Origin of the sequence: Nocardia sp. NPDC056564 (genome assembly GCF_042793755.1) — a bacterium.
Taxonomy (GTDB): Bacteria; Actinomycetota; Actinomycetes; order Mycobacteriales; family Mycobacteriaceae; genus Nocardia.
On record NZ_JBHTUR010000003.1, the window covers coordinates 360,803 to 384,438 of the forward strand.

The window sequence follows — 23,636 nt, forward strand, 5'->3', positions numbered from 1 at the left end:
ATGCCGAGCGCCGGCATCGGCCGTGGCGTGATGCGCCGACCGCGGCGAGCCGGCGCACCCTCGAACGCCGCTCCCCAGTTGGTGTGGAGGCGTGAAACAAGTTGCTGTGACCGATAATTGACAGACACCGTGCGTCGCTCGACGACGCGTCCGAAGGGCTGCTGCGATGACTTCCCTGACCGCTCTGCTCGTCACCGGCCTGCTCTCGGCGCTACCGACCGCGCCCGCCGACCCGGTCTGGCTGCACGACGACAGCTACGTCTCCGGCGGCAAAGCCACCGTCTACGTCGACGTCCACTGCCCGAAGGGCCAACCGCACTGGACGCTGACCGTCCACCTCACCGCCGTCAAACCCGGCCACCCCACCGCCACCGGCACCACCGCCAATTCCCCGGTGACCTGCGACGGCGAAACCCAATGGCACCAACACCCCATCACCATCCGCCCCGACCGAACCCCCTTCTTCGCCACCCGCGACCCCCAGAACACCGGCATCGCCGAACTCCGCGACCCCACCGGCACCCTCATCGCCACCAGCACCCGCCGAATCTATCTCTACGCGTGGGATTGAGCGGCGTCACCGGCGGTGACGTGCGGCTTACAGGCGCTCGGCGGCTTCCAGGATCAGGGCGCGGGAGGCGGCGGGGGTTTCGGCCTGGACGGCCAGGCGGTCCATGACCTCGCGGTAGAGGTGGATGTCTTCGCGGCGGTCGAGGTAGAGGGCGGTGGTGAGTTGTTCGAGGTAGACGACGTCGGGAAGTTCCGCTTCGGCGAAGCGGAGCATGGTGAACGAGCTGCCCGCGGCGGCGTTGCCGCCGGAGCGGTAGGACAGGACCTGGATGGTGACGTGGGGCTTGTCCGACATTTCCACGAGGTGTTCGAGCTGCGCGCGCAGCACCTTCGGGCCGCCGACGGGGCGGTGCAGGACGGCCTCGTCGACGACGGCCCACAGGGTCGGGCCGCCGCGCACGTTCAGGATCTTCTGCCGCTCGGTGCGCAACTGCACCCGGCGGGCGGCCTGCAGGTCCAGGCTCTGGTGCTGATTGCGTTGCTCGTAGCGGCGCGCCACCTCCGAGTTCTCATAGCCGACGGCGACGACCGCGGCGGCGTAGTCCTCGGTTTGCAGCAGACCCGGAACCAGTTGGCCCTCAAAGGTTCTGATGGTGCGCGCGGCGCCCTCCAGACCGAGGTAGGTCTCGAACCAGGACGGCAGCAGGTCGTTGTACCGATGCCACCAGCCGGGCTCGTTGGCCTTGCGCGCCAGGTCGATGAACATCGTCCGCTGTTCCTGATCGGCGACCCCGTACAGGTCCAGCAGATCGACGATGTCGCGTTCCTTGTACCCGGTCCGCCCGAGCTCCAGTCGGCTGATCTTGGCGTGCGAGCCGCGAATGTGTTCGCCCGCGGCTTGCGGCGTGATGCCGCACGCCTCGCGCAGCTTGCGCAGTTGGCCGCCGACCGCGATGCGGAGCGCCGTCGGGCCGCGTTCCGCGACACTCGAGTCGACGCTGATCCGACGCGCTTCTGCCACCATGAGCTTCTTCTCCGAACGTGGAAGTCGACCCGCGGGAGCCGCGGACGTTACCGCCGCGAACCACACCCATCCATTCTCGATGGTATCGCTAAATTGGATCATTCCAATCGAACTGGGCCGTGGCAATCCGAAACGCGGGTTGACCCTGACGCTGGGTCAATCGTCCAGTGTGGGCGGCATGAACACATATACCGACCAGTTCACGGTCCGCCGGGCGGGCGTGCGGATCCCGGTGTCGCGCGGCGGCGACGGACCACCGCTGGTGCTGTGCCCCGGCCTGACCTCGACCCAGGCCGAGTTGCGCGAACTCATCGAGCTATTGCGGCGCGACTTCGAGGTGGTGACCTTCGACCTGCGCGGGCACGGCCGTTCGTCGGCGGGCGACCGATACGCCTTCGCGGAGTTCCTCGCCGACTTCGCCGCCGTGCTGGCCGAACTCGAGCTGTCCGCGCCGGTGCTGGCCGGCCATTCCTACGGCGCGGACCTGATCGTGCACTACACCGCCGCGCATCCCGGCACCGTGGGCGCACTCGTGATCATCGACGGCGCGAACCCGATACCCGCTCCCTTCATCACCGCGGCCGACCTGCCCGAATTCCGCGCGCTGTGGGAGTACACAGCGCAGATGGCCGAACGGAGCACCCCGAGCCGGATGCTGCTCACCGCGCCGGAAATCCTCGACCTCAACCTCGAACTGGACACGCTTCGATCCGGCCTCGACCTCGAGCTGGACGTGGTCGGGCCCGGAATCCTGGACCGCTACCGCGCGATCGACTGCCCGATCCAGCTGATTCAGGCGGCGTCAATGGCGGGCGACGGCACCGAAGGCAGGCAACCGCGGCACAACCGGCTCTGGCAGGCCGGCTTCGACCGGCTGCTGCGCGAACGGCCGGATATCTCCAGCACCACGCTCGATGCCACACATGCCTTGGTCGTCACCCACGCCGGGGACATCGCCCGGATCATCCGGAGCGCACATGCCCGCACCGAGTGAACGGCTCCCGTCCTCCGGAAGACTGGTCCCATGCTGACCATCGGCGAACTGGCGTCCTATGCCGGAGTAACGGTGCGCGCGATACGGCACTATCACGCCAAAGGGCTACTGCCCGAACCCGATCGGGATCACGCTGGCTATCGCCGATACCCCGCCGCCGCCGTGGTCGAGCTGATCAAGATCCGGACGCTCGCCGACGCCGGGGTCCCGCTGGCGCGCGTGCACGAGCTGCTGGCCGCCGACCCGGACGAGCTCGCCGCGGCGGTCGTGCAGATCGACGAGCGATTGCGCGCGGAAATCCGCCTGCGCCAACGACACCGGGAGCGGATCGCCCGCCTCGCCGCCGGTGACAGTCTCGCGTTGCCCGCGCAGGTGGTCGAGTTTCTCGACCACCTGCGCGAAATCGGCGTCGACGAGCGAATCGTCCAGGTCGAACGCGACGGCTGGATCCCGCTCGCCGCCCGCGCACCCGAGCTCGTCCCGGAGTTGATCGCGCGCAAACGCGAGCAGATCACCCACCCGCCGCTCATCGACTTCTATCGCACCCTGAGCCGAGCCCTCGACCGCACCGACAACGACCCGATGCTGATCGAACTGGTCGACCAGATCGCCGGCTACCTCACGCGACTGGCCGAGGAACACGGCGAGGACTACGTCGGCGGCGCCATCGAGCCATCCTTGGCCGCGCTGCTCGACAGTCTGGCAGTCGACGCCGCGCCGCCTGCCCGCCGGCTGATCGAGTTGCTCGGCGAACGCGGCTGGTCCGGCTGGACCAGGCTCGAACGGCGCTGAACGGTCACGCGGCCGTTCGCGCTCGCAGCGTCGCCGTGGCGATCTCCAAGAAGTCGCGCAGCACCTGCTCGTGCCGGTCCGCGGCCACGGCCAGGCACGTCTCGATTCGGTCGGCGTCGGCGACCGGTACATGGACGAGGTCGGGGCGGGCGTAGGACACCGCGACGCTCAGCGGGAGCAGCGCGATCCCCCGCCCCGCGGCGATGAGTTCGAACTTCTCCTCCAGTGAGCCCGTCCGCCTGGTCGGTACGTCGAGCATTCGTTCCCGGTCGAGATCGGCCAGGGTGAGCTCGGCACGGGACGCCAGTGGGTGCCGCGCGGGCAGGCACGCCACCCGGCACTCGTGCCCGATCGCGACGGTGCGCAACCCCGCGTCGTCGAACGGCCTTCGCAGGTAACCGATCTGGGCCCGGCCGTCGCGCAGCGGCGCGGCCGGATCCCTCCAGTGCACCGGCACCAGGTCGGTCTCGACCTCGGGATAACGCTCCGCGAACGCCCGAATCGCTTCGGACACAGGCAATCCCGCGGAGAACGCGACCCCGATTCGCCGGACATCCCGCTCCACGTCGTGCACCCGCCGCACCGCCGCGTCCACCGTGGCCAGGATCCCCGGCGCCTCCGTGTAGAGCTGCTGCCCGGCGGCGGTCAATTCCACGCTGCGGGTACTCCGCACGAACAGCGTGCAGGCCAGCTCCTGTTCGAACGCCCGGATCTGCCGGCTGAGCACCGGCTGGGCGATGTAGAGCTCTTCGGCCGCCCGGCCGAAGTGCCGCCGCTCGGCCACCACCATGAAGTAGCGGAGTTTGCGCAGATCCAAATCCATACCTTTAGGGTATCAATTTTCGGAAAGGGTATTGGACGGCACCGGACGCCCCGCCGCAGACTCGAACCATGATCGTCATCACCGCACCGACCAGCAATATCGGCAGCCAACTGCTGAACCTGCTGCTCGACGAAAACTCCACTCGCACAGAGGAACTGCGCGTCATCGTGCGCGACCCCGCGAAGCTCTCCGCCGCGGTCCGCGCTCGCGTCGACGTCGTGACCGGCTCGCACGGCGACGCCGCGGTCCTCGACCAGGCGTTCGCCGGCGCGGACGCCGTCTTCTGGCTGGTCCCGCCGAATCCACGGACACCGAGCCTCGACGCCGCGTTCACCGGTTTCACCCGGCCGGCCGCGAAGGCGTTCACCGCCCACGGAATCGGACACGTCGTCGGGGTCTCGGCGCTCGGGCGCGGCACCCCCGTCGCCGCGCACGCCGGACACGTGACCGCGTCACTGGCCACGGACGACCTCATCGCGAGCACGGGCGTGGCCTACCGGGCACTGGCGAACCCGTCGTTCATGGACAACCTACTGCGGCAAGTGGTTTCGATCCGCGACAACGGAGTGTTCACCGAAATCGTCGACGCCGACCGCAAGGCCCCGGCGGCCGCCACCCGGGACATCGCCGCGGCCGCCGCCGGTCTCCTGCTGGACCGTTCGTGGACCGGCTTCGGCGAGGTCCCGGTGCTCGGCCCGGCGGATCTGTCGCCGAACGACCAGGCCCGCGTCATGTCCGACGTGCTCGGGCGCCCGGTGCGCTACGAACGGCAATCGGTCGACGACTTCCGCGCCGCGATGACCGAGTACGGCACCGGCGAGGCATTCGTGACCGGGTTCATCGACATGATGCGCGCCAAGGACGCCGGACTCGACCACGGCGTGCGGCGCAGCCCGGAGACCGCGAGCCCGACGACCTTCCGCGAGTGGTGCGAGGAGGTGCTGAAGCCGGCCGTTCAGGGCTGAACGCTGCCGGTCAGGACGGTTCGCCGAATGCTCCCGCCCGCGCCGCGAGCGTGGCGGCGTCCGCCGCGTGTTCGGCCAGCCGCGGGTCGGCTGGGGTGCGCAGCAGCACCAGCTGGTGATAGAGCGGGGCGGTCGCGGCGACCAGCAGGGCGCGCGCGTCGACGCGCGGCGGGAGTTCGCCGCGGTCGATCGCGCGCTCGATGATGATCTCCGATTGCGCGTACCGGTCCTCCCACAGACCCCGCAGCGCGTCGGCCGCCGGCTCCGAGCGGAACGAAACCGCGATCAGCGCAACGGCGATCGATGATTCCTCGGTCAGCGAGTCCTGGATCTCCTGATTGAGTGCGGCCAGGTCGCCGCGCAACGTGCCGGTATCGCGGGGGTGCCACTCCATATCGCTCGCCGCGGCGAAAACGTCGGCGATCAGGCCGCCGACATCGCGCCAGCGGCGATACACCGTGGTGCGGTGCACCCCGGCGCGCGCGGCGACGGTGTCGACGGTGAGCGCGTCGTAACCGTGTTCGGTCAATTCCGCCCGGACGGCGTCGAGGACCTGGTCGCGGATTCGGGCGGTTCGGCCGCCCGGCCGGGGCCGGAGCTGGTCGGGGGACGGTGCGGAATTCATGGTCGGGCATCCGATTGCTTGACGGGGTGGGACGGTAGCGCTATCTTAATGCAACAGTTGTCGCACTAAGTGAGGTTATGCCGATGCTCCTTCGAAGTGTTCACCCGGCCCTGCGGTCCCAGGTCACCGCGTCCTCGAATGCTTCGGAGTGTGCATATGCCAACCCAGATCACCGCGCTCGCGGTCAGCAAGTCCTTCAACGGCCGACTCGTTCTCGATGAGGTGAGCTGCGCGCTCGCCGCGGGCGAGCGCACCGGAATCATCGGGGAGAACGGATCCGGCAAGACCACCTTGCTGCGGATGTTCGCCGGGCGCGAGGTGCCCGACGCCGGCCAGATCGTCGTCCAGGCCGACGGTGGTGTCGGTTATCTCGCGCAAGACGAGCAGCTGCCGCCCCGGATGACGGTGCGGCAGGTCATCGATCGGGCGCTGAGCGAACTGCGCTCGATCGAACAGCGGATGCGCCGCATCGAGGTCGCGATGGCGGCCGGTGACGAATCCGGGCTGGCCGAATACGGCGAATTGACAACAGTTTTCGAACTCCGCGGCGGTTACGATGCCGACGCCAGGGTGGAACGTGCGCTGCACGGGCTCGGTTTGGGTCTGGTCGATCGCGAGCGCACGGTCGGCGGATTGTCCGGCGGCGAACAGGTCCGGCTGCGGCTGGCCGCCGTGCTGGCGGCCGGGTCCGAGGTGTTGCTGCTCGACGAACCGACCAATCATCTCGACGACGACGCCCTGACCTGGCTGGAAGATCATCTGCGGACCCGCCGCGGCACGACGGTGACGGTCTCCCACGACCGGACCTTCCTAGAGCGGGTCGCAACGAGCCTGCTCGAGGTCGACTCGGATCGGCGGCGAATCATCCGCTACGGCAACGGTTATGCGGGATTTCTGGCCGAGAAGGCGGCCGCGCGGCAGCGGTGGGTACAGGCATATGCGCAGTGGCGCAACGATATCGGCCGACTCCGCGAGACCGCCGCCACCACCGCCCGCCAGGTCGCGCCCGGCCGGGCGATGAAGGACAACAACAAGATGGCCTACGACCGGGCCGGCGGGCGGGTGCAGCAATCGCTGGCCGGCCGGGTCCGCAATGCCGAGGAGCGGTTGCGGCGGCTGCTCGCGGATCCGGTGCCCGCGCCGCCGGAGCCGCTGCGTTTCGCGCCGAGCCTGCGGGCCGGGCGAGCGCACGGAAACCTGCTGGACGCCAACGATATCGCGGTCGCGGGCAGGCTCGAGCGGACCAGTCTCACCGTCGCCGCGGGCGATCGGCTGCTGATCACCGGGCCGAACGGCGCGGGCAAGACGACCCTGCTACGCGTGCTGGCGGGCAGGCTCGCGCCGGACAGCGGAACCGTCACCCGTGGTGGAAAGGTCGGCTACCTCGCGCAGGAGCCGCTGGCCGAGGAACCCGGCGACACACTGCTGGCCGCCTTCGCCCGCGGTCGCACGGGAGACACCGACGGGCACGCCGAACGCCTGATGTCGCTCGGCCTGTTCGATCGCACCCAGCTGACCACGCGCGTGGCCGATCTGTCCAGCGGGCAACGGCAACGACTTGCCCTGGCGCGGTTGGTCATCGAACCCGTCGATGTGCTGCTGCTCGACGAGCCGACCAACCACCTCTCGCCCGCCCTGGTCGAGGATCTCGAGGACGCCCTGGCCGACTATCCGGGCGCCCTGGTGATCGTCAGCCACGACCGGCGGTTGCGTTCCCGTTGGCGCGGCGCCCATCTCGACCTGCGGGCCCGCGCCTGCGTCTGACGCCCGACCCCGATCATCCACGCACCGAAGGAGATTCGCCGTGCCCGACCACGTTCCCGCAGACCCGACCGTGCTGCACCCGATGGCAGGCCAGCCGCGCGTGGTGCTGCTGAAACCGCTGCTCACCTCGCCCCTGATCGAGGCCGGCGAGTTCTCCTACTACGACGACCCGGACGACGCGACCGCGTTCGAAACCCGGAACGTGCTGTACCACTACGGGCCGGAGCGGCTGGTCATCGGGAAGTTCTGTGCCCTCGGCACCGGAACCCGGTTCATCATGAACGGGGCCAATCACCGGATGGACGGCCCGTCCACGTTCCCGTTCCCCACCATGGGCGGCTCCTGGACCGACCACTTCGACCTGCTCACCGACCTGCCGAACCGCGGCGACACCGTGGTCGGCAACGACGTCTGGTTCGGCAACGGGGTGACGGTGATGCCCGGCGTGCGGATCGGCCACGGCGCGATCGTCAGCACCGGCTCCGTGGTCGTCGCCGACGTGCCCGATTACGGCATCGTCGGCGGAAATCCGGCCCGGCTCATCCGAACTCGCTTCGACGACAACGACATTGCCCGGCTGCTGGCGGTGGCCTGGTGGGACTGGCCGGTCGAGCACATCACCGCCCACGTGCGGACCATCATGGCCGGCCACATCGCCGACCTCGAATCCGCTGCCGCGGAACTGAACTGAGCTGAGCTGAGCTGAGAGGCCCCTATATGCGCACTCCCCCGGCCCACATCGCGATGGTCGGCATCCCCATCGTCAGTCACGTCCTGCCGAGCCTGGAGATCATCCGTGAGCTGGTGGCGCGCGGTCATCGCGTCAGCTACGCCAACGACCCGGTCGTCGGTGACCTGATCACCGGCGCCGGCGCCGAACTGATCCCGTGCACGTCCACGCTGCCGGTCGCCGACAACAGCTGGCCCGAGGATCCGGTCGCGACCATGGACCTGTTCCTCGACAACGCGATCCAGTCCCTCCCGCAACTGCGCGCCGCCTACGACCACGACGCCGCGGACCTCTACCTGTACGACATCGGCGCCTACGCCGGTCGGGCGCTCGCCGAGGCGCAGGGTCGTCCGCTCGTGCAGCTCTCGCCGTCGTTCGTGGCCTGGACGGGTTACGAACAGGAAGTGGCAGCGCAGATTCGGCGGTTGCCGGGGGCCGACGCGTACCGGGCGAAATTCACCCGGTGGCTCGCCGACGCCGAGGCGACCACGACCGAGGTGGACGCCTTCTCCGGCATGCCGGACACCGCGCTGGCGCTGATCCCCCGCGCGATGCAACCGCACGCCGACGACACCGACGCCGGCACAGTGTCATTCGTCGGCCCCTGCTTCAACCCGCACAACGCTGAGCAACCCTGGACCCGCCCGGCGGACGCGGAGCGGGTCCTGCTGATCTCCCTCGGCTCGGCGTACACCCGCCAGCCGGAGTTCTATCGCCGGTGCATCCAGGCGTACGGCGACCTGACCGGTTGGCACGTCGTCCTGCAGATCGGAAAGTACACCGACCCAACCGAACTCGGCGCCATCCCGGCCAATATCGAAGTGCACTCCTGGGTTCCGCAGCGAGCCATCCTGGCACGGGCGGACGCGTTCCTCACCCACGCCGGAATGGGCGGCTGCGGCGAAGGACTGCTGGCCGGCGTCCCGATGATCGCGGTGCCCCAGGGCGCCGAGCAATTCATGAACGCCGACACCCTCGTCGAACTCGGCGTGGCCCGGCGCATCGACACCGCCGACGCCACCGCCGAGAACCTTCGTGCCGCCCTGACCGCGCTCACCACCGATCCGGCCGTGGCCCGCCGCTGCGCCCAGCTACGGCAGGACACCCAAGCCGAAGGCGGCACCCTGCGCGCCGCCGACCTCATCGAGCGCCGCGTCGAGGCCCGGCGCTGACCCGGGTTATCCGGTTCGGCGCCTTCTCGGCCGACTAGGCGGGGAAATCCGCGCTGCGGGAGAGCGTTTCGTTCATCCGGAGGTCGGCCAGGTGCTGCTCCAGCGTATCGACCACCGCGTCGTAGCCGCTGTTGCCCAGGACCAGCCGGCGGGGAGGCGGGTCCTGGGCCATCGCCGCGATCACCGCACGGGCGCCGCGGCGCGGATCGCCGGGCTGCACACCGTCCATCCCGACGAAGACAGCACGGACCTGTTCCAGCAGGTCGTGATACTCCGGAATCGACTCCTCGACCGGCTCGTCGGCAAAGCCGGCGTAGGCGTTCGTGCGGAACGCTCCCGGTTCCACCGTCAAGACGGAGATGCCCTGCTCGGCGACCTCGTCGCGCAGCGCGTCGGTGATGGCTTCGATGGCGAACTTCGTCGCACTGTAGTAGCCGAATCCGGACGCTGATACCAGCCCTGCCACCGAGGACACGTTGACGATCCAGCCGCTTCCGCGGGCGCGCATTCCCGGCAGCACCGCACGCGTCACGGACAGCACGGCGAAGAAGTTCAGTTCGAACATCGCCCGCAAGGCGGACTCATCCATTCCCTCGATCGATCCGTACCAACCGCGTCCGGCATTGTTGACCAGCACGTCGATGCCGCCGAAGTGCTCCTCGGCGGCACGCACTGCGCGCCGCACCTGCCCCGCATCGGTGAGTTCCAGCGGCACCACGAGAACGCGGTCGCCGTACTGGTCGGCCCACGTGGCCAGCTCTTGCGGGCGCCGGGAGGTGAGCGTCACGCGGTCCCCGATCTCCAGCGCCGCCTCGGCGAACGCCACTCCGAAGCCGCCGGGCGTGCCCCCGGTGATGAACCATGTCCGGCTCATGGCTCGATCACCAGCCGGCTGATCGACGTGCCGTCGAGGGTGAAGCGGTAGTGCAGGTCGACGACCCCGCCGGGGAAGTTGCCCGCCAGGTGCTGTCCGACGTCGATGGTGGTGTCGGTCTGGGTCGCGCCGGTGAACTCGGAGGTATAGGTGTACTCGCCGGCCGAGGCGGTCAGCCAGGCCCCGATCTCGTCTCGGCCGGTGTAGGTGCGGCCGTCGTCGGTCACGACGGCGTCGGCGGTGAACGTGGCGACCGCTCGGCCGTCCGCCGGCGTGCTGAGCGCGGTCATGAACGTCTTTATGTTGTCCGGGAGTGCATCCCATTCTGTGGTCATGACCCCACCGTGAATCTTCCCCCAAGAGGAAGGTCAACCCCTCGGACTGCGAATCTTGTATTCGTGCCCCGCCGGCCGGGCCTTGGTTCTCCGGGGAGGACGCTGGAACGAGACGGGACCGTCGGAGTCACGCCGTTGACCTTGCCCTAGGGGAAGACTTCAGGATGGCCGCACGCCTTCCGCAGGCGGCCGAACACAGAGGAGGATGGCATGGGCGCACGGGTCTCGATCGGCGACTTCGCCGTGATGACCAGCTTGAGCAGGAAGGCGCTACGGCACTACCACGACATCGGCATTCTCGAACCGGCCCACATCGATCCCTACACCGGCTACCGGTTCTACGACACCGGCCAGGTCGATCACGCACACATCATCCGCCGGTTCCGCGCCCTGGGCATGTCCATTCCCGACATCAAGGCGCTGCTGAGCACAGACGACGCCGCGGCCCGCACGGAGATCATCACAACTCACCTCGAACAGATGGAGGTGCAGTTGCAGCAGACCCGGGACACCGTTGGCGCGCTACGGGAGTTGCTTTCGCCGGCGCCCACCCCCGCCCACGTGCAGGTGCGCCGCGAAGCCGCGCTCGCCGTGTGGTCGATCGGCGCCACCATCGAGGTGTCCCAGATCGACAGCTGGTTCACGACGACCCTGAGGACACTGCGCGACGCGATTGCCACGACCGCAGGCGCGCCGTCGGCGGTCGTACCGGGTGGCCTCTACGACCGGGCACTGTTCCTCGAATCACGCGGCAAAGCCAGCCTGTTCGTACCCGCGCCGCACTCCGCGACCCCGCCGGAGGGCATCCGCGCCGAGGTCTTACCGCAGGCCGAGTTCGCCGTGCTCACCCACCCCGGCGGTCACGACGAGAACATCGACCGCAGCTACGGGGCTCTGGGAAAATACGCGAACGAGCGTCTGATCAGCGACCAGGGGCCGATCCGCGAACACTACATCGGCGGCACGCCCGCGGATCCGACCGCGTTCACCGCCACGGAGATCTGCTGGCCGATCTTCAGCACCGCTCCGCCGCCGAACTGAGCGCAGTCGCCGGCCCAATTCATGAGCTTCTGACCCGGGTCATTCGGTTCGGCGCCGCCGGTCCCGAACGGTTACCGCGATGACCGACCGGGCGAGCGCCCGGAGGTCGTCCGGGATGAGCAACGGTTCGACCGCACCCTCGAACCCTTCCAATATCGCCCCGTCGGGCCAGCTGACCTCGTAGCGATACCAGCACCGGACCTCACTCGGGTGGTATGGCAGCTCGAGTTCCAGCCGCACCGCCATCTCGACCAATGCCGCCGCCACCTGCGCGGCGCCACCGGTATTGGTCACCTGCCACCACACCGCGCTCCCCCGGTCGCCTTCGGAGATTTCGACCAGGTACATCAGCTTGCCCCTGTCGCTGAATTCGGTCACACCTGACACCCTGCCAGATGAGACCGGCCGAGGAACCAAAACCGGTGCGCGCCGGGGCTTCTCGCTCAGCGAAGCAAGCGCTTGACCCGCGCCGTCCGCAGCGGAACCGGCCCGCGCCCGATCATCGTGACCGAATTGCCCGAAACGGCGGTCGGCACAATCCCTTTGAACAAGGCGATCACGTCGAGCACGAATCCGGTTCGGCGGACGCCGAGTCGCCGCAACGCGGTGCCGTGATCCGCGGCCACCACCACCGTCGCGCCGATGAGCACGACCCACCACAGCAGCACCGGAATAACGCGGGCCGCGCGGGACGACCCGGCGAACGCGACCCGCAACCGATGGCAGTGAAACGGCACATGCCGCAATTCGTCGTTCAGGATCAACCCGGCGACCCGTGTGGTCAACGCGTCCTCGGTGCCGTCCCGCAGCGCACGGTAATAGCGCAGCGCGACCACCTCCGCGACCATCAGCACCATCAATTCCAGCCGCAGACCCAGCGCGCGCCGGAGCCGGACGAACACCACGTCACTCCAGTGCGCGCGGATGGTCTGCCACCCACCGGCATCGAGCAGCAACCCCAGCATGCGCGCGTGATTGATTTCCTCGGCGACGAACAATCGCACCGCGGCGGTATAGCCCGGATCGCCCGCGGCCTCGGCCTTGGCGATCAGATTCGCCCCGTCTCCGCTCTCGCCGACCTGGAACCGTTGCACGCTACGCGCCACGGCCGCATCGAGATTCGCGCCGCGCGCCCATTCCGGATCCCCCATCGCGACCCGCGCGACCTGCTTCGCCTCGAATTCGGCCACCCACCGCGAGAATTCGTCCACATCCTGCATACCGACCTCCGTACTCGTCGGCCCGCCGCGACGGCGGGCTTCAGGGTTACCCCCGTGGAGGCAAACCTAGACAAAGGTTGTGCCGGTTCCTGGCATCGAAGGTGGAGATCCTGTGCAGAGAATCCGGGCGCGCCGCTGACACAATGATCCGGTGAACCTCGACGATGTCACCATCCCTGATTCCGCGGCCTGCCGGGCCGCCACCGAGGTAGCGGCGGCCTACTGCACGCCCGCCCTGTTCAACCATTCGGTCCGCTCGTACCTGTGGGCGGCGGGGCACGCGAAGGTCGACGGCATCGACTTCGACGCCGAACTGCTCTATGTCGCGGCGCTGCTGCACGACCTGGGCCTGGTCGAGGAGTTCGACAACGCCGATCTCTCGTTCGAGGTTTCCGGTGGGCATCTGGCCTGGGTCTTCGGCGCCGCCGCCGGTTGGCCGGTGCAGCGGCGGGCGCACGTGTCCGCGGTGATCGTCGCGCACATGGCGGACAGCGTCGACGTCACGCTCGACCCCGAGGGCTATCTGCTGGAATACGCGACGGCGGTGGACATCTCGGGGCGCGGCGCCGACGCCGTGGCACCGGAGTTCCGCGCCGCCGTGCTGGAGCGCCACCCCAGGCTCGGCCTGCCCGCGGAATTCCTCGCCTGCTTCCAGGCCCAGGCCGCGCGCAAACCGCACACCGCACCCGCCGCCGCCCTGCGCAGCGGAATAGCCACGCGGGTCGCCGCGAACCCGCTCGACCGCGGGTAGGCACACGGCGCGAAACCCCCTACCGACGCCGGGCATAGGGGTCGACCCGGCGCGGTGCGACCGGCTTGAATCGAAGCGCGCGAAGGGAGGGCCGAATGGGCATCGGGCACACCAGTGCGTGGATCCGGCGATTCCACCCCGCGCCGGACGCGGCGACCCGGCTGGTCTGCTTTCCGCACGCCGGCGGCGCAGCCCCCTTCTACTTTCCGGTCGCGAAGGCGTTGTCCCCCGCGATCGACGTGCTCGCGATCCAATACCCGGGCCGGATGGACCGCCGCACCGAACCCTGCGTCGACGACATCCACGAACTCGCCGACCTGGTGGTCGAGCACCTGGGCCCGTGGCTGGACCGGCCGGTCACCCTGTTCGGTCACAGCCTCGGCGCCACGCTGGGTTTCGAAGTGGCGCAACGACTATCCGCCGCGGGGGCGCCGCCGCAAGCCCTGTTCGCCTCCGGCCGCATGGCTCCGTCCCGGCACCGCGACGCGCACGTCCACCGGTACCCCGACGACGCGCTCCTCGAACAGATCCGCCGAATGAGCGGCACCGACTCCCGCGTCCTCGGCGACGAGGAAATGCTGCGGATGCTCCTGCCGGCCTTCCGCGGCGACTACAAAGCCGTCGAGACCTACCGCATGCGCCCCGCTCTACCGCTAAGCTGCCCGATCACCGTGCTGACCGGCGCCGACGATTCCGAGGTGAGCCGCGACGAGGCCCGCGCCTGGGCCGAGCACACCACCGGCCGCTTCGAGCTGACGGTCTTCACCGGCGGACATTTCTTCCTCACCGATCACCTCGACGAAGTACTCGCGCTGCTGGCCGGGTAATCACAGGTCGCGCAACGTCCGCACGGCCAGCGCGAGCTGATCGCCATCCACCGTGGCGGCGGCAGGCGCGATCAGCTGCGTCATCGCCAGCCCTTGAAAGAGCATGAAGTAGAGCGTGGCCACCGCCCGCGCCTGCTCGTCGGACAACCCGGGATGCACCTCCTGCAACGTCGCCGTGAGGTCGACGATCGCGTCCTCGGTGGCCTGCACCATGAACTCCTGCGACTCCGGTGACCGCGCGACCAGCAGCGCGTTCTCCGCGCTCAGCAGCAATGCCTCGTGGTTGTTCTCGATCACCTCGCGCAGCGCGGACCAGGTGGGCGCCACCGCGTCGCGCAGCGAGCGTCCGTCCCCGCCCGCCCGGATCGCCGCCTCCATCCCGTCGCCGATCCCGCTGCCCATCGACTCGGTGATCGCCTCGGTGATCAGCCGGTCCTTCGACCCGAAGTGATAGCCGATGGCCGCCAGGCTCACGCCGGCGGCGCCGGCGATATCGCGCGCGGTGGTCTTGGCCAGGCCGCGCTCGAGCACGGCCTTGCGCGCTCCGGCCAACAGGTCTTCGCGATTTCCCATGCCGCGAGACTATCAGCGTCTTAGACATTTGTCATAGACATATGTCTCATCGAAGTGGTCGGTGCCAGTTTTCGCAAACCGCCACGGCCCAGACTGGAATGAGTAATACTTTGGAACTTATCCAATAAAACTGGATCTGCGCCGCTGTACCAGGAAAGGAATTGCCGTGCCCGAGGACCACCCGCCCATCGGAGAGGCCAACACGGAACCCGCTGTCGGCGGATGCCCCGTAGCGACCGCTCGCCTCAAGTACCCGACCGAGGGCGGCAGCAACCGTGACTGGTGGCCGAACCAGCTCAACCTGAAGATCCTGCAGAAGAACCCCGCCGTCGCCAACCCGATGGACGCGGACTACGACTACGCCGCCGAGTTCCGGACGCTCGACCTGGCCGCGGTGAAGCAGGACATCGAGGCCGTCATGACGACCTCGCAGGACTGGTGGCCCGCCGACTACGGCCACTACGGACCGTTCTTCATCCGGATGGCCTGGCACGCCGCGGGCACCTATCGGATCAACGACGGTCGCGGCGGAGCCGGCGCGGGCATGCAGCGATTCGCGCCGCTGAACAGCTGGCCGGACAACGCGAGCCTGGACAAGGCGCGCCGCCTGCTGTGGCCGGTGAAGAAGAAGTACGGCAAGCAGCTGTCCTGGGCGGACCTCATCGTCTACGCCGGCAATGTCGCGCTGGAATCGATGGGCTTCGAGACCTTCGGCTTCGGCGGCGGTCGCGTCGATCAGTGGGAGCCCGAGGAGGACGTCTACTGGGGTCCCGAGCGCACCTGGCTCGGCGGCGACGAGCGCTACTCCGGTCAGCGCGACCTCGAAAACCCGCTCGCCGCAGTGCAGATGGGCCTGATCTACGTGAATCCGGAAGGCCCCAACGGCAATCCGGATCCACTGCTCGCGGCGGCCGACATCCGGGAGACGTTCCGCCGGATGGCGATGAACGACATCGAGACCGCGGCGCTGATCGCCGGCGGCCACACCTTCGGCAAGACGCACGGCGCGGGCCCGGCCGATCACGTCGGCCCCGAGCCCGAGGCCGCCCCGCTGGAAGAGCAGGGCCTGGGCTGGCGCAGCTCGTTCGGCACCGGCGTCGGCAAGGACGCGATCACCAGCGGCCTGGAGGGCGCCTGGACGCCGACCCCGAAGACCTGGGACAACAGCTTCGTCGAGACCCTCTACGGCTACGAGTGGGAGAAGACCAAGAGCCCGGCCGGCGCCTGGCAGTGGATCCCGAAGGACGGCGGCGGCGCGGGCACCGTGCCCGACGCGCACGTGGACGGCAAGACGCACACCCCGGTCATGCTGACCACCGACCTGTCACTGCGCTTCGATCCCGTCTACGAGCAGATCACCCGGCGCTGGCTCGACCACCCGGAGGAACTCGCGCAGGAGTTCGCCAAGGCCTGGTACAAGCTGACCCACCGGGACATGGGCCCGATCGTCCGCTACCTCGGCCCGCTGGTCCCGCAGGAGACGCTGCTGTGGCAGGACCCGGTCCCCGCGGTGACCGGCGACCTGATCGGCGCGGCCGATATCGCCGCACTGAAGAGCCAGATCCTGGCGTCGGGACTCACTGTCGCGCAACTTGTTTCGACCGCATGGGCGGCGGCCTCGTCGTTCCGCGGCAGCGACAAGCGCGGCGGCGCCAACGGCGGTCGCATCCGGCTGCAGCCGCAGCGCGGCTGGGAGGTCAACGAACCCGACCAGCTCACCCTGGTGCTGCCCGTGCTGGAGGGAATCCAGGAGTCGTTCAACGCCGCCCAGACCGGCACCACCAAGGTGTCCTTCGCCGATCTCGTGGTGCTTGGCGGCTGTGCGGCGGTCGAGCAGGCCGCGAAGGCGGCCGGCTACGACATCGAGGTGCCGTTCACCCCCGGCCGCACCGATGCCACGCAGGAGCAGACCGACGTCGAGTCGTTCGCCGCGATGGAGCCGAGCGCCGACGGCTTCCGCAACTACCTCGGCAAGAGCAGCCAGTTGCCTGCGGAGTACCTGCTGATCGACAAGGCGAACCTGCTCACGCTGAGCGCGCCCGAGCTGACCGTGCTGGTCGGCGGCCTGCGCGTGCTCGGCGCGAACTACCGGCAGTCGCCGCTGGGCGTATTCACCTCCGCCACCGGCTCGTTGACCAACGACTTCTTCGTGAACCTGCTCGACATGGGCACGAAGTGGGAGCCGTCGGCCGACGAGGGCACCTACACGGGGGTCGATCGCGGCACCGGCGCGTCCACCTGGACCGGCAGCCGGGTCGACCTGGTCTTCGGATCCAACTCCCAATTGCGCGCGCTGGCCGAGGTTTACGCGACCGACGACGCCAAGGAGAAGTTCGTGCGGGACTTCGTCGCCGCGTGGGACAAGGTGATGAACCTCGATCGGTTCGACCTGGCCTGAACGACCCGCGGTGACCGGCTCACGGGCCGGTCACCGCGGTGCCACCCGCTCCGTAAGCGGTGAATCCGGCCCAGATGACGCTCGGGTCGCCGCGTTCGACCGATGCCGCGACGGCCTGCCGGAGGGCGACCCCGCCTTCCGCGCCCGCGCGCAGGCCGCGATGCAGGTCTTCCAGCAGGGCGATTGTCGCCCCGGAGTCGACGACCGGTACGGCAGAGGCGATTACGGTGCGCGCGCCGGCCGACAGGAACACCGCTGGAAAGCCGAGCAGTTCGTTCGGCAGGCTGGTCACGACTCCGCCGACGGAGCAGGCCGACAGCACGACCACCCCGCCGGGCGCGACCGGCCGGATGAGGAATTCGCTGAGCGAGACTGGGTTTTCGCCGAGGAGCAGTACCGAGTTGAACACTGACTCCTCCACCAGCACGCTATGGCAGGCGAGGTGCACGATCGCCGCGCTCTCGATGGCGTCGAGGATGCCGCCGCCGGGGCGCGCGACCACCGAGTACCGGGCCGGATCGTCGATGATCTCGCGTTGCCTGCCCGGCGGCATGGTCCGAACACGTTCTGGCTCAACCGCCTTCGATCGATCGCCGCTCGGCCTCAGGTTCACCGGACGCGTCCCGTGGATGGCCGCGATCGCCGCACCCTCCGACTCGACCTGCGGCAGAAAGTCCACGCCGGTCGAAGGGTCTACCGCGACAACCGCATTGCGGGACGCCGGCCTGGAATGCAAAGTGGCAGCGAGCAACATGCCGGCGTCGGGCACCACGGTCAGGTCGAAGTGCAGCTGCGCGGGCCTGCCGTCCACCAGCGCGCCGGCGAGCGGCAGCGTGCCGGCGGCGCCGACCGGGGCGAGGGCGAAGGCGGCCAGGTCGGGCCATTGCACACGGAAGACGGCCAGGCTCGCCTCGCCGAGTTCGGTCAGGACCTCGGTAAGTTCATCAGCCGACGCCGCCGCACTCGGGCCATCGTCGTCCCGACGCCGGTACAGCTCGCTGATCCGCGCCTGCCACGCGTAGACCCGCTGGCTGGTGAACCGCGGCAGATCGATGCCGACCGTCCGGCCGACCCGTCCGGCGTCGCTATAGGTGCGGAAGGCGACGCCGCCGAGCGCGGTGGCGACGAGGTAGACGACATCGCGCGCCGCGCGGACCGCGGCCAGTTCGGTAACGCAGTGCCGGGCCGCGGCCTCGAGCATGATCCGTTGCGCGGGTGCGGCTTCCACGGCCTTGACCTGCTGGACGCGGAACTCCTCCAGCCGCCGGTTGATCATGCGGGTGTCCCGGTCGCCCGGATCCCCGAATTCCGCCGACTGGATCCGGGCGCCCCACCGCTGGTTCTCCTGGGCGATCGCGATGAGTTTGCGCGGATCGGGTTCGACCGCGCGGATCGCGGTCATGGTCTGGGTCGCGCGGTACAGGCTGCCCGAGACGTTCTCCAGCAGCGGTGGCGCGAACGCGGGCATCGAGCAGCGGTGGCGCGCGTACGCGCCGAGCTCGAAGGCGACCTGGTTGGCCGCGCGCAGGGGCAGCTGCGCCTCGTCGTTCTGCCAGAACTGGCTGACCACCTGTGCGCAGGCGCCCGCGTGCATCGTCGAGTTCAGTGCCACTCGGTACCAATTGCACTCCGGCAGTTGCGATTCCAGAATGATCGCCCAGCGCAGCACATCGATGGCGAGCAGGGCCGTGCCGAGGTCGGCGCCCAGCGTGGGCACGAACTCCAGGAGGAACAGATTCACTTCGGCGAGCGCGGCGCGCACCTCGTCGGGCGTGCGGGCCTCCTCGGCGCGGGCGACCCGTTGTTTCAGGTACTCGGTCCGGCGCACCAGCGCCGGGTCGACCCGGTTCCGCTTGGGCTCGAACACGTCCCGAACCACCCCGGTCACCTGATCCACAACCATCCGTCCGTGTCGTAGTTCTTCGTCCGTACGCGGCGACGCTCGAAGCGGAACGCGTCCAGCGGCGGGCGGCCGGGGACGGTGACGACCTCGTGCAACCGGCCCGCGATCATGACCTCGAGGTCGGCGTCCGGATGGTCGGCCGAGGCCTGGTACAGCGGCGCGCTGTCGAGCAGTCGGCCGATCTCGATCGCCGTCTCACCGGTGAACCCGACGTCGCCAGGGCCGAACGCGCCGACGGCGACCGCGGCGCGTAGCCGCAGGCGCTCGCGCGGGTGCCGGTTGTCGTGGGCGAGCCGATCATGCAGGGTGCGTAGCAAAGTCGGCAGCGCGGCATGCATTTCGACGGTCGCCGGAAGCAGCACCTGCACTCGGGCGCCGGTGCCGCCGCGATCGGTTTCGTCGAGATCGACACCGAGGGCGCACACCAGCTCGCGGACCAGAGCGGCCACTCGGCGCTGGGCATCGTGCCGCGCCGGGGCACTACGCCGGCGGTATTCGGCTATGTCCACGGCGAAGCCGAGTCGAAGCTCGGTCGGCCGGGCGCATCGTGGCGAGCTCACGTTCTGAACCTGTTCCGCCAGAACCGATTCCGGCCTCCCGACGGCACCCTGGGGACCGATGCTCCAGTCTGCCAGCAGTTTTCGCACATGCTGGGTTCGATCCAGCGCCGTCTGGAGCAGGCGGGTCGCCTGGCCGACCCGCCGCGGCAGCAGCTCGGCGAGGGCGTGATCGGCGGGACACGGTCTCGGCATCGCGAGTTTCATGTTGTGCTCGGCGATCTCGACGCGGTACCGCATGTCCTGCAAATCGTCGAGTGTGGCAACCAAGTTCAGCTCATCGGTCGCCAGGCCCCGGATCTGATGCGCCGCCGCCGTCACCGTGATCGGTGCGGCCACCAACATGGCGAATCCGTCGACCCGGTCCTTGGCCTGCTGCTGTAACTCCCGCAGCCGTGCGCCGTCACCGATGACGCGCGCCGCGTGGCGCAGTGCGGCGGCATGCATGAGGTACCGGGGCAGCGGCGGCAGCGTCACGCCGCCGTCGCTCCAGGTCCACGCGCTCAGCTCGGCGGCGTGCCCACCCGGTGCGCCGACCACGAAGAGACGGTGCGGATCGGTATCGACCGTGCCGAACTCCCACATCGCCAGTGCCGGCGCCTGCGGGCTCGGCTGGCGCAGCCAGGGCTCCGCGGTCAGCCGAAACGGCAACGCCGACTGCATGATCGGGGTGAGCGCGACGGCCGCGTCGTCCGGCAGCTGCGCCTGGAAAAGCACGGCGGTGCCGAGGAGGGCGTCCACGCCGTCCATCGACAGCTGCCCCCACCAGCGATCGAATTCGCGCCAGCCGGGGGCGATCGCGGAGCCGATGCGCAGCCTGCGCTGCTCGGTATCCATCGGAGCCGCGAGCACCAGCGAGCAGCTCAGGATGTCGTGCTCGCGCCGGGCGATCATCTGGAGGTCGCCGGTGCGGTTTTCCGCGAGCGCCAGCGCCTTGGCGGCGCCGCCGCGAATTGTGCCCTCGGGCAGCGCGGCCGGCAGCTCGCAGGATTCGACCGGCCGATCGATGCCGAGCCGCTCCGCTCCGCGCGCCCAGATGGCGCGCACTTGCTGAAGCGCGGTAGCCGCCAGCGGCCCATCCAGCGGCGCGAACACGTGCACCACCAATTCCTGGTCGGCTAAGCCGTTCTCGTCCATCGGGTCACCTACTCCTGCTCGTCCGCGGTGACCGGATCCCCGCCCAGCGAATGCGCCAGCGTGTACGCGCGATCCAGCATCCGATGCGGTGCGGGCGCGCGGTCACCGGTGCCGATGCGGGTGGCCCGGACCGGGCCAAGCAGTTCGACTTCGGCAATGGATTCCCGGACGGCGAGCGTGTCGCCGTTCGCCAGCGCCACGGCGAGCGCCCCGACCGAATCCAGCACGTGCTCCCAGCGGGACGGCGGCAGATGCCACCGCGCGACGTCCCGGAGGACTCCGAGGATGTCTTCGCGCGTCTCCGCATCGAGCCGCGACTCCCACTGCAAGGGTGGTAGCGGGGCGTCGACGGACTCACTCATGGAACTCACCTCAACCGTCGGGACTGCGCCGAGTGTTCCGGCGCCCGACTTCCCGGAAGGCGCCGTGAACCACGAAACTCATTGTGTACCAAGAGTTTATCGATGCGGGTGCACGCGCGATGTCCGCCAAACGACGTACATCGGGCGCCTCGGCGAGGCGGACGTACGGTCGTCCGCGCCCGCGTCAGCTCCGCGGTGTGACGATGACAGACCGGTACCGCCGCACAGTCCCTCAGCGTATTGACGCAGGCCCGAATCCGGTGTCCGCCGAACGACCTACACCTCGACTCGCTCGCCCATGATCACGGTCCGCTCCCCCGGCAACCCGAAGTATTCCGCGGCGTCGGCGGTGATGTAGGACGTGGCGATGAACAGCCGTTTGCGCCAGTCCGCCATCGTCGGTTCGGTCCCGCGCTTCAGCTCGATCTTCGACAGGAAGTAGGAGGCGTCGTCGACCGAGATCCGGCCTTCGGTCTGCGCGGGGTCGAGCAGCCGCAGGATGTTCGGGATGTTCGGCGTCTCCATGTAGCCGTAATGCGCTGTCACATGGATGATTCCGTCGTCGGCGTAGCCGAGCGCGTCGATCTCGGTGCGCTCCTCGTCCGGCACCCGCGGCACCGGAACCGTATCGATCGACAGGATCACCACGTGATCGTGGCGCACGTGATTGTGTTCGACGTTGGCCCGCATCGCCAGCGGGGCGGTCTCCATGCCGCGGTTGAGGAACACCGCCGTACCGGGCACCTGCACCAACGGCGGCTCCTGATACTGCAATTCGTCGATGAACTCGCGCAGCGGGCCCTCCTTCGCCTCCCGCGCGCGGGTGACCACGTCGCGCCCGCGGGCCCAGGTGCTCATCACGGTGAACGCGGTCAGCCCGATCAGCAGCGGCAGCCAGGCGCCGTGCACCAGCTTGGTCATGTTGGCCGCCAGGAACAGCGCGTCGACCGCCAGCAGCGGGACCGCCCCCAGCAGGACCAGCCACAGCGGCGTATTCCATTTGATCCGGGCCAGATAGAAGAACACCAGCGTGGTGATGGAGATCGTCGCGGTCACCGCCATGCCGAACGCGTAGGCCAGCGCGGCCGAGCTGCGGAACGCGAACACCAGCGTCAGCACCGAGAACATCAGCACCCAGTTGATCCACGGCACGTAGATCTGCCCGATGGTCGACTCCGAGGTGTGCGCGATCCGCAGCCGGGGCAGATATCCGAGCTGGGCGGCCTGCGAGGCCACCGAATACGCGCCGGTGATCACCGCTTGCGAGGCGATCACCGTGGCGGCGGTCGCCAGCAACACCAGCGGCAACCGCGCCCAGCCGGGCGCGAGCAGGAAGAACGGGCTGCCGACGTTGCTTTCGTCACCCAGGATCAGCGCGCCCTGCCCGAGATAACTCAGCACGCAGGCGGGCAGCACCAACCCGAGCCAACCGCGCGTGATCGCCTTCCGGCCGAAATGGCCCATGTCCGCGTACAGCGCCTCCGCGCCGGTGATCGCGAGCACGATCGCGGCCAGCGCGAAGAACGCGATGCCGAAGTGCCCGAACATGAAACCGAGCGCGTAGGTCGGCGACAGCGCCTTCAGGATCTCCGGATGCCGGGCGATACCGGATATGCCGAGCACACCGATGGAGCCGAACCACAGAATCATCACCGGACCGAACAGCCGGCCGACCGCCGCGGTACCGCGGCGCTGCACGGTGAACAGCACGATGATGATCACCGCCGTGATCGGCACGATCAGCTCTTCCAACCCGGGCTGCACGATCTTCAGGCCTTCGACCGCGGACAGCACCGAGATCGCCGGGGTGATCATGCTGTCGCCGAAAAACAGTGCCGCACCGAAGATTCCCACCCCGGCCAACAGCGTCGCGGCCCGGCCGCCGCGCCCACCACCCAGCCGCCGCAGCAGCGTGATGAGCGCCATGATCCCGCCCTCGCCGTCGTTGTTCACCCGCATCACCAGCGAGATATAGGTCAGCGTGACCACGATCATCACCGACCAGAAGATCAGCGACACCACCCCGTAGACGTTGTCCGTGCTGATCGGCACCGGGTGCGGATCGCCGGGATTGAACACCGTCTGAATCGTGTAGATCGGGCTGGTCCCGATATCACCGAACACCACACCCAGCGCCCCGACCACCACCGCGGCCCGCACCTTCTGGTTCCCACCACCCGCGTGAACCACCGGGGTCACCTCGACCGCCGCATCCATGCCGCCTCCTCATTACCCGGCCCGCACCCATCGTGCCGTGGT

At 69.0% G+C, this 23,636-nt stretch carries 23 protein-coding genes; 11 read left to right on the forward strand and 12 right to left on the reverse strand.

All coding sequences use genetic code 11. The features are described from left to right. Positions 1-166 precede the first annotated feature (166 nt). Entirely contained in the window at positions 167-571 is a 405-nt protein-coding gene (locus ACFQ9K_RS09480) for a hypothetical protein (protein ID WP_378721147.1), read from the forward strand. 27 nt (positions 572-598) lie between these two features. Here the strand turns inward: ACFQ9K_RS09480 and ACFQ9K_RS09485 are convergent, their stop codons facing one another. Beyond that, on the reverse strand, positions 599-1,534 hold the full coding sequence (locus tag ACFQ9K_RS09485) for a helix-turn-helix domain-containing protein (RefSeq protein WP_378721146.1): 936 nt from the start codon (positions 1,532-1,534) through the stop codon (positions 599-601). 178 nt (positions 1,535-1,712) lie between these two features. Here ACFQ9K_RS09485 and ACFQ9K_RS09490 point away from each other — a divergent pair, with 178 nt between their 5' ends. Both ACFQ9K_RS09490 and ACFQ9K_RS09495 read left to right on the forward strand, forming a co-directional pair. After that, complete coding sequence (locus ACFQ9K_RS09490; RefSeq protein WP_378721145.1) at positions 1,713-2,528, forward strand: alpha/beta hydrolase; 816 nt, start codon at positions 1,713-1,715, stop codon at positions 2,526-2,528. Between the two features lie 30 nt (positions 2,529-2,558). Beyond that, on the forward strand, positions 2,559-3,320 hold the full coding sequence (locus ACFQ9K_RS09495) for a MerR family transcriptional regulator (protein ID WP_378983033.1): 762 nt from the start codon (positions 2,559-2,561) through the stop codon (positions 3,318-3,320). Positions 3,321-3,324: 4 nt separating this feature from the next. On the opposite strand, the gene ACFQ9K_RS09500 is transcribed toward ACFQ9K_RS09495, so the two are convergent. Continuing rightward, entirely contained in the window at positions 3,325-4,143 is an 819-nt protein-coding gene (locus tag ACFQ9K_RS09500) for a LysR family transcriptional regulator (RefSeq protein WP_378724676.1), read from the reverse strand. A gap of 68 nt (positions 4,144-4,211) precedes the next feature. Between ACFQ9K_RS09500 and ACFQ9K_RS09505 the strand changes: the two genes are divergently transcribed. Further along, positions 4,212-5,108, forward strand: a complete 897-nt coding sequence (locus ACFQ9K_RS09505; protein ID WP_378724674.1) for an NAD(P)H-binding protein — start codon at positions 4,212-4,214, stop codon at positions 5,106-5,108. A gap of 10 nt (positions 5,109-5,118) precedes the next feature. On the opposite strand, the gene ACFQ9K_RS09510 is transcribed toward ACFQ9K_RS09505, so the two are convergent. Beyond that, entirely contained in the window at positions 5,119-5,733 is a 615-nt protein-coding gene (locus ACFQ9K_RS09510; RefSeq protein ID WP_378724672.1) for a TetR/AcrR family transcriptional regulator, read from the reverse strand. A gap of 156 nt (positions 5,734-5,889) precedes the next feature. Between ACFQ9K_RS09510 and abc-f the strand changes: the two genes are divergently transcribed. From abc-f to ACFQ9K_RS09525, 3 genes are all read left to right on the forward strand, one after another. Then, a complete protein-coding gene (gene abc-f / locus ACFQ9K_RS09515; RefSeq protein ID WP_378724669.1) occupies positions 5,890-7,497 on the forward strand; it encodes a ribosomal protection-like ABC-F family protein in 1,608 nt (535 codons plus the stop codon). Between the two features lie 82 nt (positions 7,498-7,579). Then, positions 7,580-8,188: a CatB-related O-acetyltransferase gene (locus tag ACFQ9K_RS09520; RefSeq protein ID WP_378724678.1), complete on the forward strand. Its 609-nt coding sequence runs from the start codon at positions 7,580-7,582 to the stop codon at positions 8,186-8,188. A gap of 26 nt (positions 8,189-8,214) precedes the next feature. Then, positions 8,215-9,399, forward strand: a complete 1,185-nt coding sequence (locus tag ACFQ9K_RS09525) for a macrolide family glycosyltransferase (RefSeq protein WP_378724667.1) — start codon at positions 8,215-8,217, stop codon at positions 9,397-9,399. 34 nt (positions 9,400-9,433) lie between these two features. Here the strand turns inward: ACFQ9K_RS09525 and ACFQ9K_RS09530 are convergent, their stop codons facing one another. Both ACFQ9K_RS09530 and ACFQ9K_RS09535 read right to left on the reverse strand, forming a co-directional pair. Next, positions 9,434-10,273, reverse strand: a complete 840-nt coding sequence (locus ACFQ9K_RS09530) for an SDR family NAD(P)-dependent oxidoreductase (protein WP_378724664.1) — start codon at positions 10,271-10,273, stop codon at positions 9,434-9,436. Then, complete coding sequence (locus ACFQ9K_RS09535) at positions 10,270-10,608, reverse strand: nuclear transport factor 2 family protein (protein ID WP_378724662.1); 339 nt, start codon at positions 10,606-10,608, stop codon at positions 10,270-10,272. The genes ACFQ9K_RS09530 and ACFQ9K_RS09535 overlap by 4 nt, the downstream gene beginning before the upstream one ends. Positions 10,609-10,818: 210 nt before the next feature. Here ACFQ9K_RS09535 and ACFQ9K_RS09540 point away from each other — a divergent pair, with 210 nt between their 5' ends. Continuing rightward, complete coding sequence (locus ACFQ9K_RS09540; protein WP_378724660.1) at positions 10,819-11,649, forward strand: MerR family transcriptional regulator; 831 nt, start codon at positions 10,819-10,821, stop codon at positions 11,647-11,649. Between the two features lie 39 nt (positions 11,650-11,688). Here the strand turns inward: ACFQ9K_RS09540 and ACFQ9K_RS09545 are convergent, their stop codons facing one another. Beyond that, on the reverse strand, positions 11,689-12,027 hold the full coding sequence (locus tag ACFQ9K_RS09545; RefSeq protein WP_378724658.1) for a hypothetical protein: 339 nt from the start codon (positions 12,025-12,027) through the stop codon (positions 11,689-11,691). A gap of 65 nt (positions 12,028-12,092) precedes the next feature. Next, the gene (locus ACFQ9K_RS09550; RefSeq protein ID WP_378724656.1) at positions 12,093-12,869 is read right to left on the reverse strand and encodes a ferritin-like domain-containing protein; all 777 of its coding nucleotides are present in this window, start codon (positions 12,867-12,869) and stop codon (positions 12,093-12,095) included. Between the two features lie 151 nt (positions 12,870-13,020). Between ACFQ9K_RS09550 and ACFQ9K_RS09555 the strand changes: the two genes are divergently transcribed. Continuing rightward, the gene (locus ACFQ9K_RS09555) at positions 13,021-13,620 is read left to right on the forward strand and encodes an HD domain-containing protein (protein ID WP_378724654.1); all 600 of its coding nucleotides are present in this window, start codon (positions 13,021-13,023) and stop codon (positions 13,618-13,620) included. Positions 13,621-13,715: 95 nt separating this feature from the next. Continuing rightward, complete coding sequence (locus ACFQ9K_RS09560; RefSeq protein ID WP_378724652.1) at positions 13,716-14,447, forward strand: thioesterase II family protein; 732 nt, start codon at positions 13,716-13,718, stop codon at positions 14,445-14,447. On the opposite strand, the gene ACFQ9K_RS09565 is transcribed toward ACFQ9K_RS09560, so the two are convergent. Next, positions 14,448-15,020: a TetR/AcrR family transcriptional regulator gene (locus ACFQ9K_RS09565; RefSeq protein ID WP_378724650.1), complete on the reverse strand. Its 573-nt coding sequence runs from the start codon at positions 15,018-15,020 to the stop codon at positions 14,448-14,450. A gap of 166 nt (positions 15,021-15,186) precedes the next feature. Here ACFQ9K_RS09565 and katG point away from each other — a divergent pair, with 166 nt between their 5' ends. Further along, complete coding sequence (katG, locus tag ACFQ9K_RS09570; RefSeq protein ID WP_378724648.1) at positions 15,187-17,418, forward strand: catalase/peroxidase HPI; 2,232 nt, start codon at positions 15,187-15,189, stop codon at positions 17,416-17,418. A gap of 19 nt (positions 17,419-17,437) precedes the next feature. Here the strand turns inward: katG and ACFQ9K_RS09575 are convergent, their stop codons facing one another. From ACFQ9K_RS09575 to ACFQ9K_RS09590, 4 genes are all read right to left on the reverse strand, one after another. After that, positions 17,438-19,321 carry a CHAT domain-containing protein gene (locus ACFQ9K_RS09575; protein WP_378983036.1) on the reverse strand — a complete coding sequence of 628 codons (1,884 nt, stop codon included), beginning with the start codon at positions 19,319-19,321 and terminating at the stop codon, positions 17,438-17,440. Then, on the reverse strand, positions 19,303-21,015 hold the full coding sequence (locus ACFQ9K_RS09580; protein ID WP_378725759.1) for a CATRA conflict system CASPASE/TPR repeat-associated protein: 1,713 nt from the start codon (positions 21,013-21,015) through the stop codon (positions 19,303-19,305). Before ACFQ9K_RS09580 ends, ACFQ9K_RS09575 begins: the two co-directional genes overlap by 19 nt. A gap of 8 nt (positions 21,016-21,023) precedes the next feature. Continuing rightward, positions 21,024-21,377, reverse strand: a complete 354-nt coding sequence (locus ACFQ9K_RS09585) for a CATRA system-associated protein (protein WP_378725761.1) — start codon at positions 21,375-21,377, stop codon at positions 21,024-21,026. 276 nt (positions 21,378-21,653) lie between these two features. Continuing rightward, positions 21,654-23,594, reverse strand: coding sequence for a potassium transporter Kup (locus ACFQ9K_RS09590; RefSeq protein ID WP_378725763.1), 1,941 nt, complete (start codon positions 23,592-23,594; stop codon positions 21,654-21,656). Between the last annotated feature and the right edge of the window lie 42 nt (positions 23,595-23,636).

Excerpts from the sequence above, each read along its gene's own strand:
- ACFQ9K_RS09500 (WP_378724676.1), bottom strand. The coding sequence starts at position 4,143 with ATGGATTTGGATCTGCGCAAACTCCGCTACTTCATGGTGGTGGCCGAG.
- ACFQ9K_RS09535 (WP_378724662.1), bottom strand. The coding sequence starts at position 10,608 with ATGACCACAGAATGGGATGCACTCCCGGACAACATAAAGACGTTCATG.
- ACFQ9K_RS09530 (WP_378724664.1), bottom strand. The coding sequence starts at position 10,273 with ATGAGCCGGACATGGTTCATCACCGGGGGCACGCCCGGCGGCTTCGGA.
- ACFQ9K_RS09550 (WP_378724656.1), bottom strand. The coding sequence starts at position 12,869 with ATGCAGGATGTGGACGAATTCTCGCGGTGGGTGGCCGAATTCGAGGCG.
- ACFQ9K_RS09520 (WP_378724678.1), top strand. The coding sequence starts at position 7,580 with ATGGCAGGCCAGCCGCGCGTGGTGCTGCTGAAACCGCTGCTCACCTCG.
- ACFQ9K_RS09585 (WP_378725761.1), bottom strand. The coding sequence starts at position 21,377 with ATGAGTGAGTCCGTCGACGCCCCGCTACCACCCTTGCAGTGGGAGTCG.
- ACFQ9K_RS09580 (WP_378725759.1), bottom strand. The coding sequence starts at position 21,015 with ATGGACGAGAACGGCTTAGCCGACCAGGAATTGGTGGTGCACGTGTTC.
- ACFQ9K_RS09510 (WP_378724672.1), bottom strand. The coding sequence starts at position 5,733 with ATGAATTCCGCACCGTCCCCCGACCAGCTCCGGCCCCGGCCGGGCGGC.
- ACFQ9K_RS09490 (WP_378721145.1), top strand. The coding sequence starts at position 1,713 with ATGAACACATATACCGACCAGTTCACGGTCCGCCGGGCGGGCGTGCGG.
- ACFQ9K_RS09575 (WP_378983036.1), bottom strand. The coding sequence starts at position 19,321 with ATGGTTGTGGATCAGGTGACCGGGGTGGTTCGGGACGTGTTCGAGCCC.
- ACFQ9K_RS09485 (WP_378721146.1), bottom strand. The coding sequence starts at position 1,534 with ATGGTGGCAGAAGCGCGTCGGATCAGCGTCGACTCGAGTGTCGCGGAA.
- ACFQ9K_RS09590 (WP_378725763.1), bottom strand. The coding sequence starts at position 23,594 with ATGGATGCGGCGGTCGAGGTGACCCCGGTGGTTCACGCGGGTGGTGGG.
- ACFQ9K_RS09565 (WP_378724650.1), bottom strand. The coding sequence starts at position 15,020 with ATGGGAAATCGCGAAGACCTGTTGGCCGGAGCGCGCAAGGCCGTGCTC.
- ACFQ9K_RS09540 (WP_378724660.1), top strand. The coding sequence starts at position 10,819 with ATGGGCGCACGGGTCTCGATCGGCGACTTCGCCGTGATGACCAGCTTG.
- ACFQ9K_RS09525 (WP_378724667.1), top strand. The coding sequence starts at position 8,215 with ATGCGCACTCCCCCGGCCCACATCGCGATGGTCGGCATCCCCATCGTC.
- ACFQ9K_RS09495 (WP_378983033.1), top strand. The coding sequence starts at position 2,559 with ATGCTGACCATCGGCGAACTGGCGTCCTATGCCGGAGTAACGGTGCGC.
- ACFQ9K_RS09480 (WP_378721147.1), top strand. The coding sequence starts at position 167 with ATGACTTCCCTGACCGCTCTGCTCGTCACCGGCCTGCTCTCGGCGCTA.
- ACFQ9K_RS09560 (WP_378724652.1), top strand. The coding sequence starts at position 13,716 with ATGGGCATCGGGCACACCAGTGCGTGGATCCGGCGATTCCACCCCGCG.
- ACFQ9K_RS09505 (WP_378724674.1), top strand. The coding sequence starts at position 4,212 with ATGATCGTCATCACCGCACCGACCAGCAATATCGGCAGCCAACTGCTG.
- abc-f (WP_378724669.1), top strand. The coding sequence starts at position 5,890 with ATGCCAACCCAGATCACCGCGCTCGCGGTCAGCAAGTCCTTCAACGGC.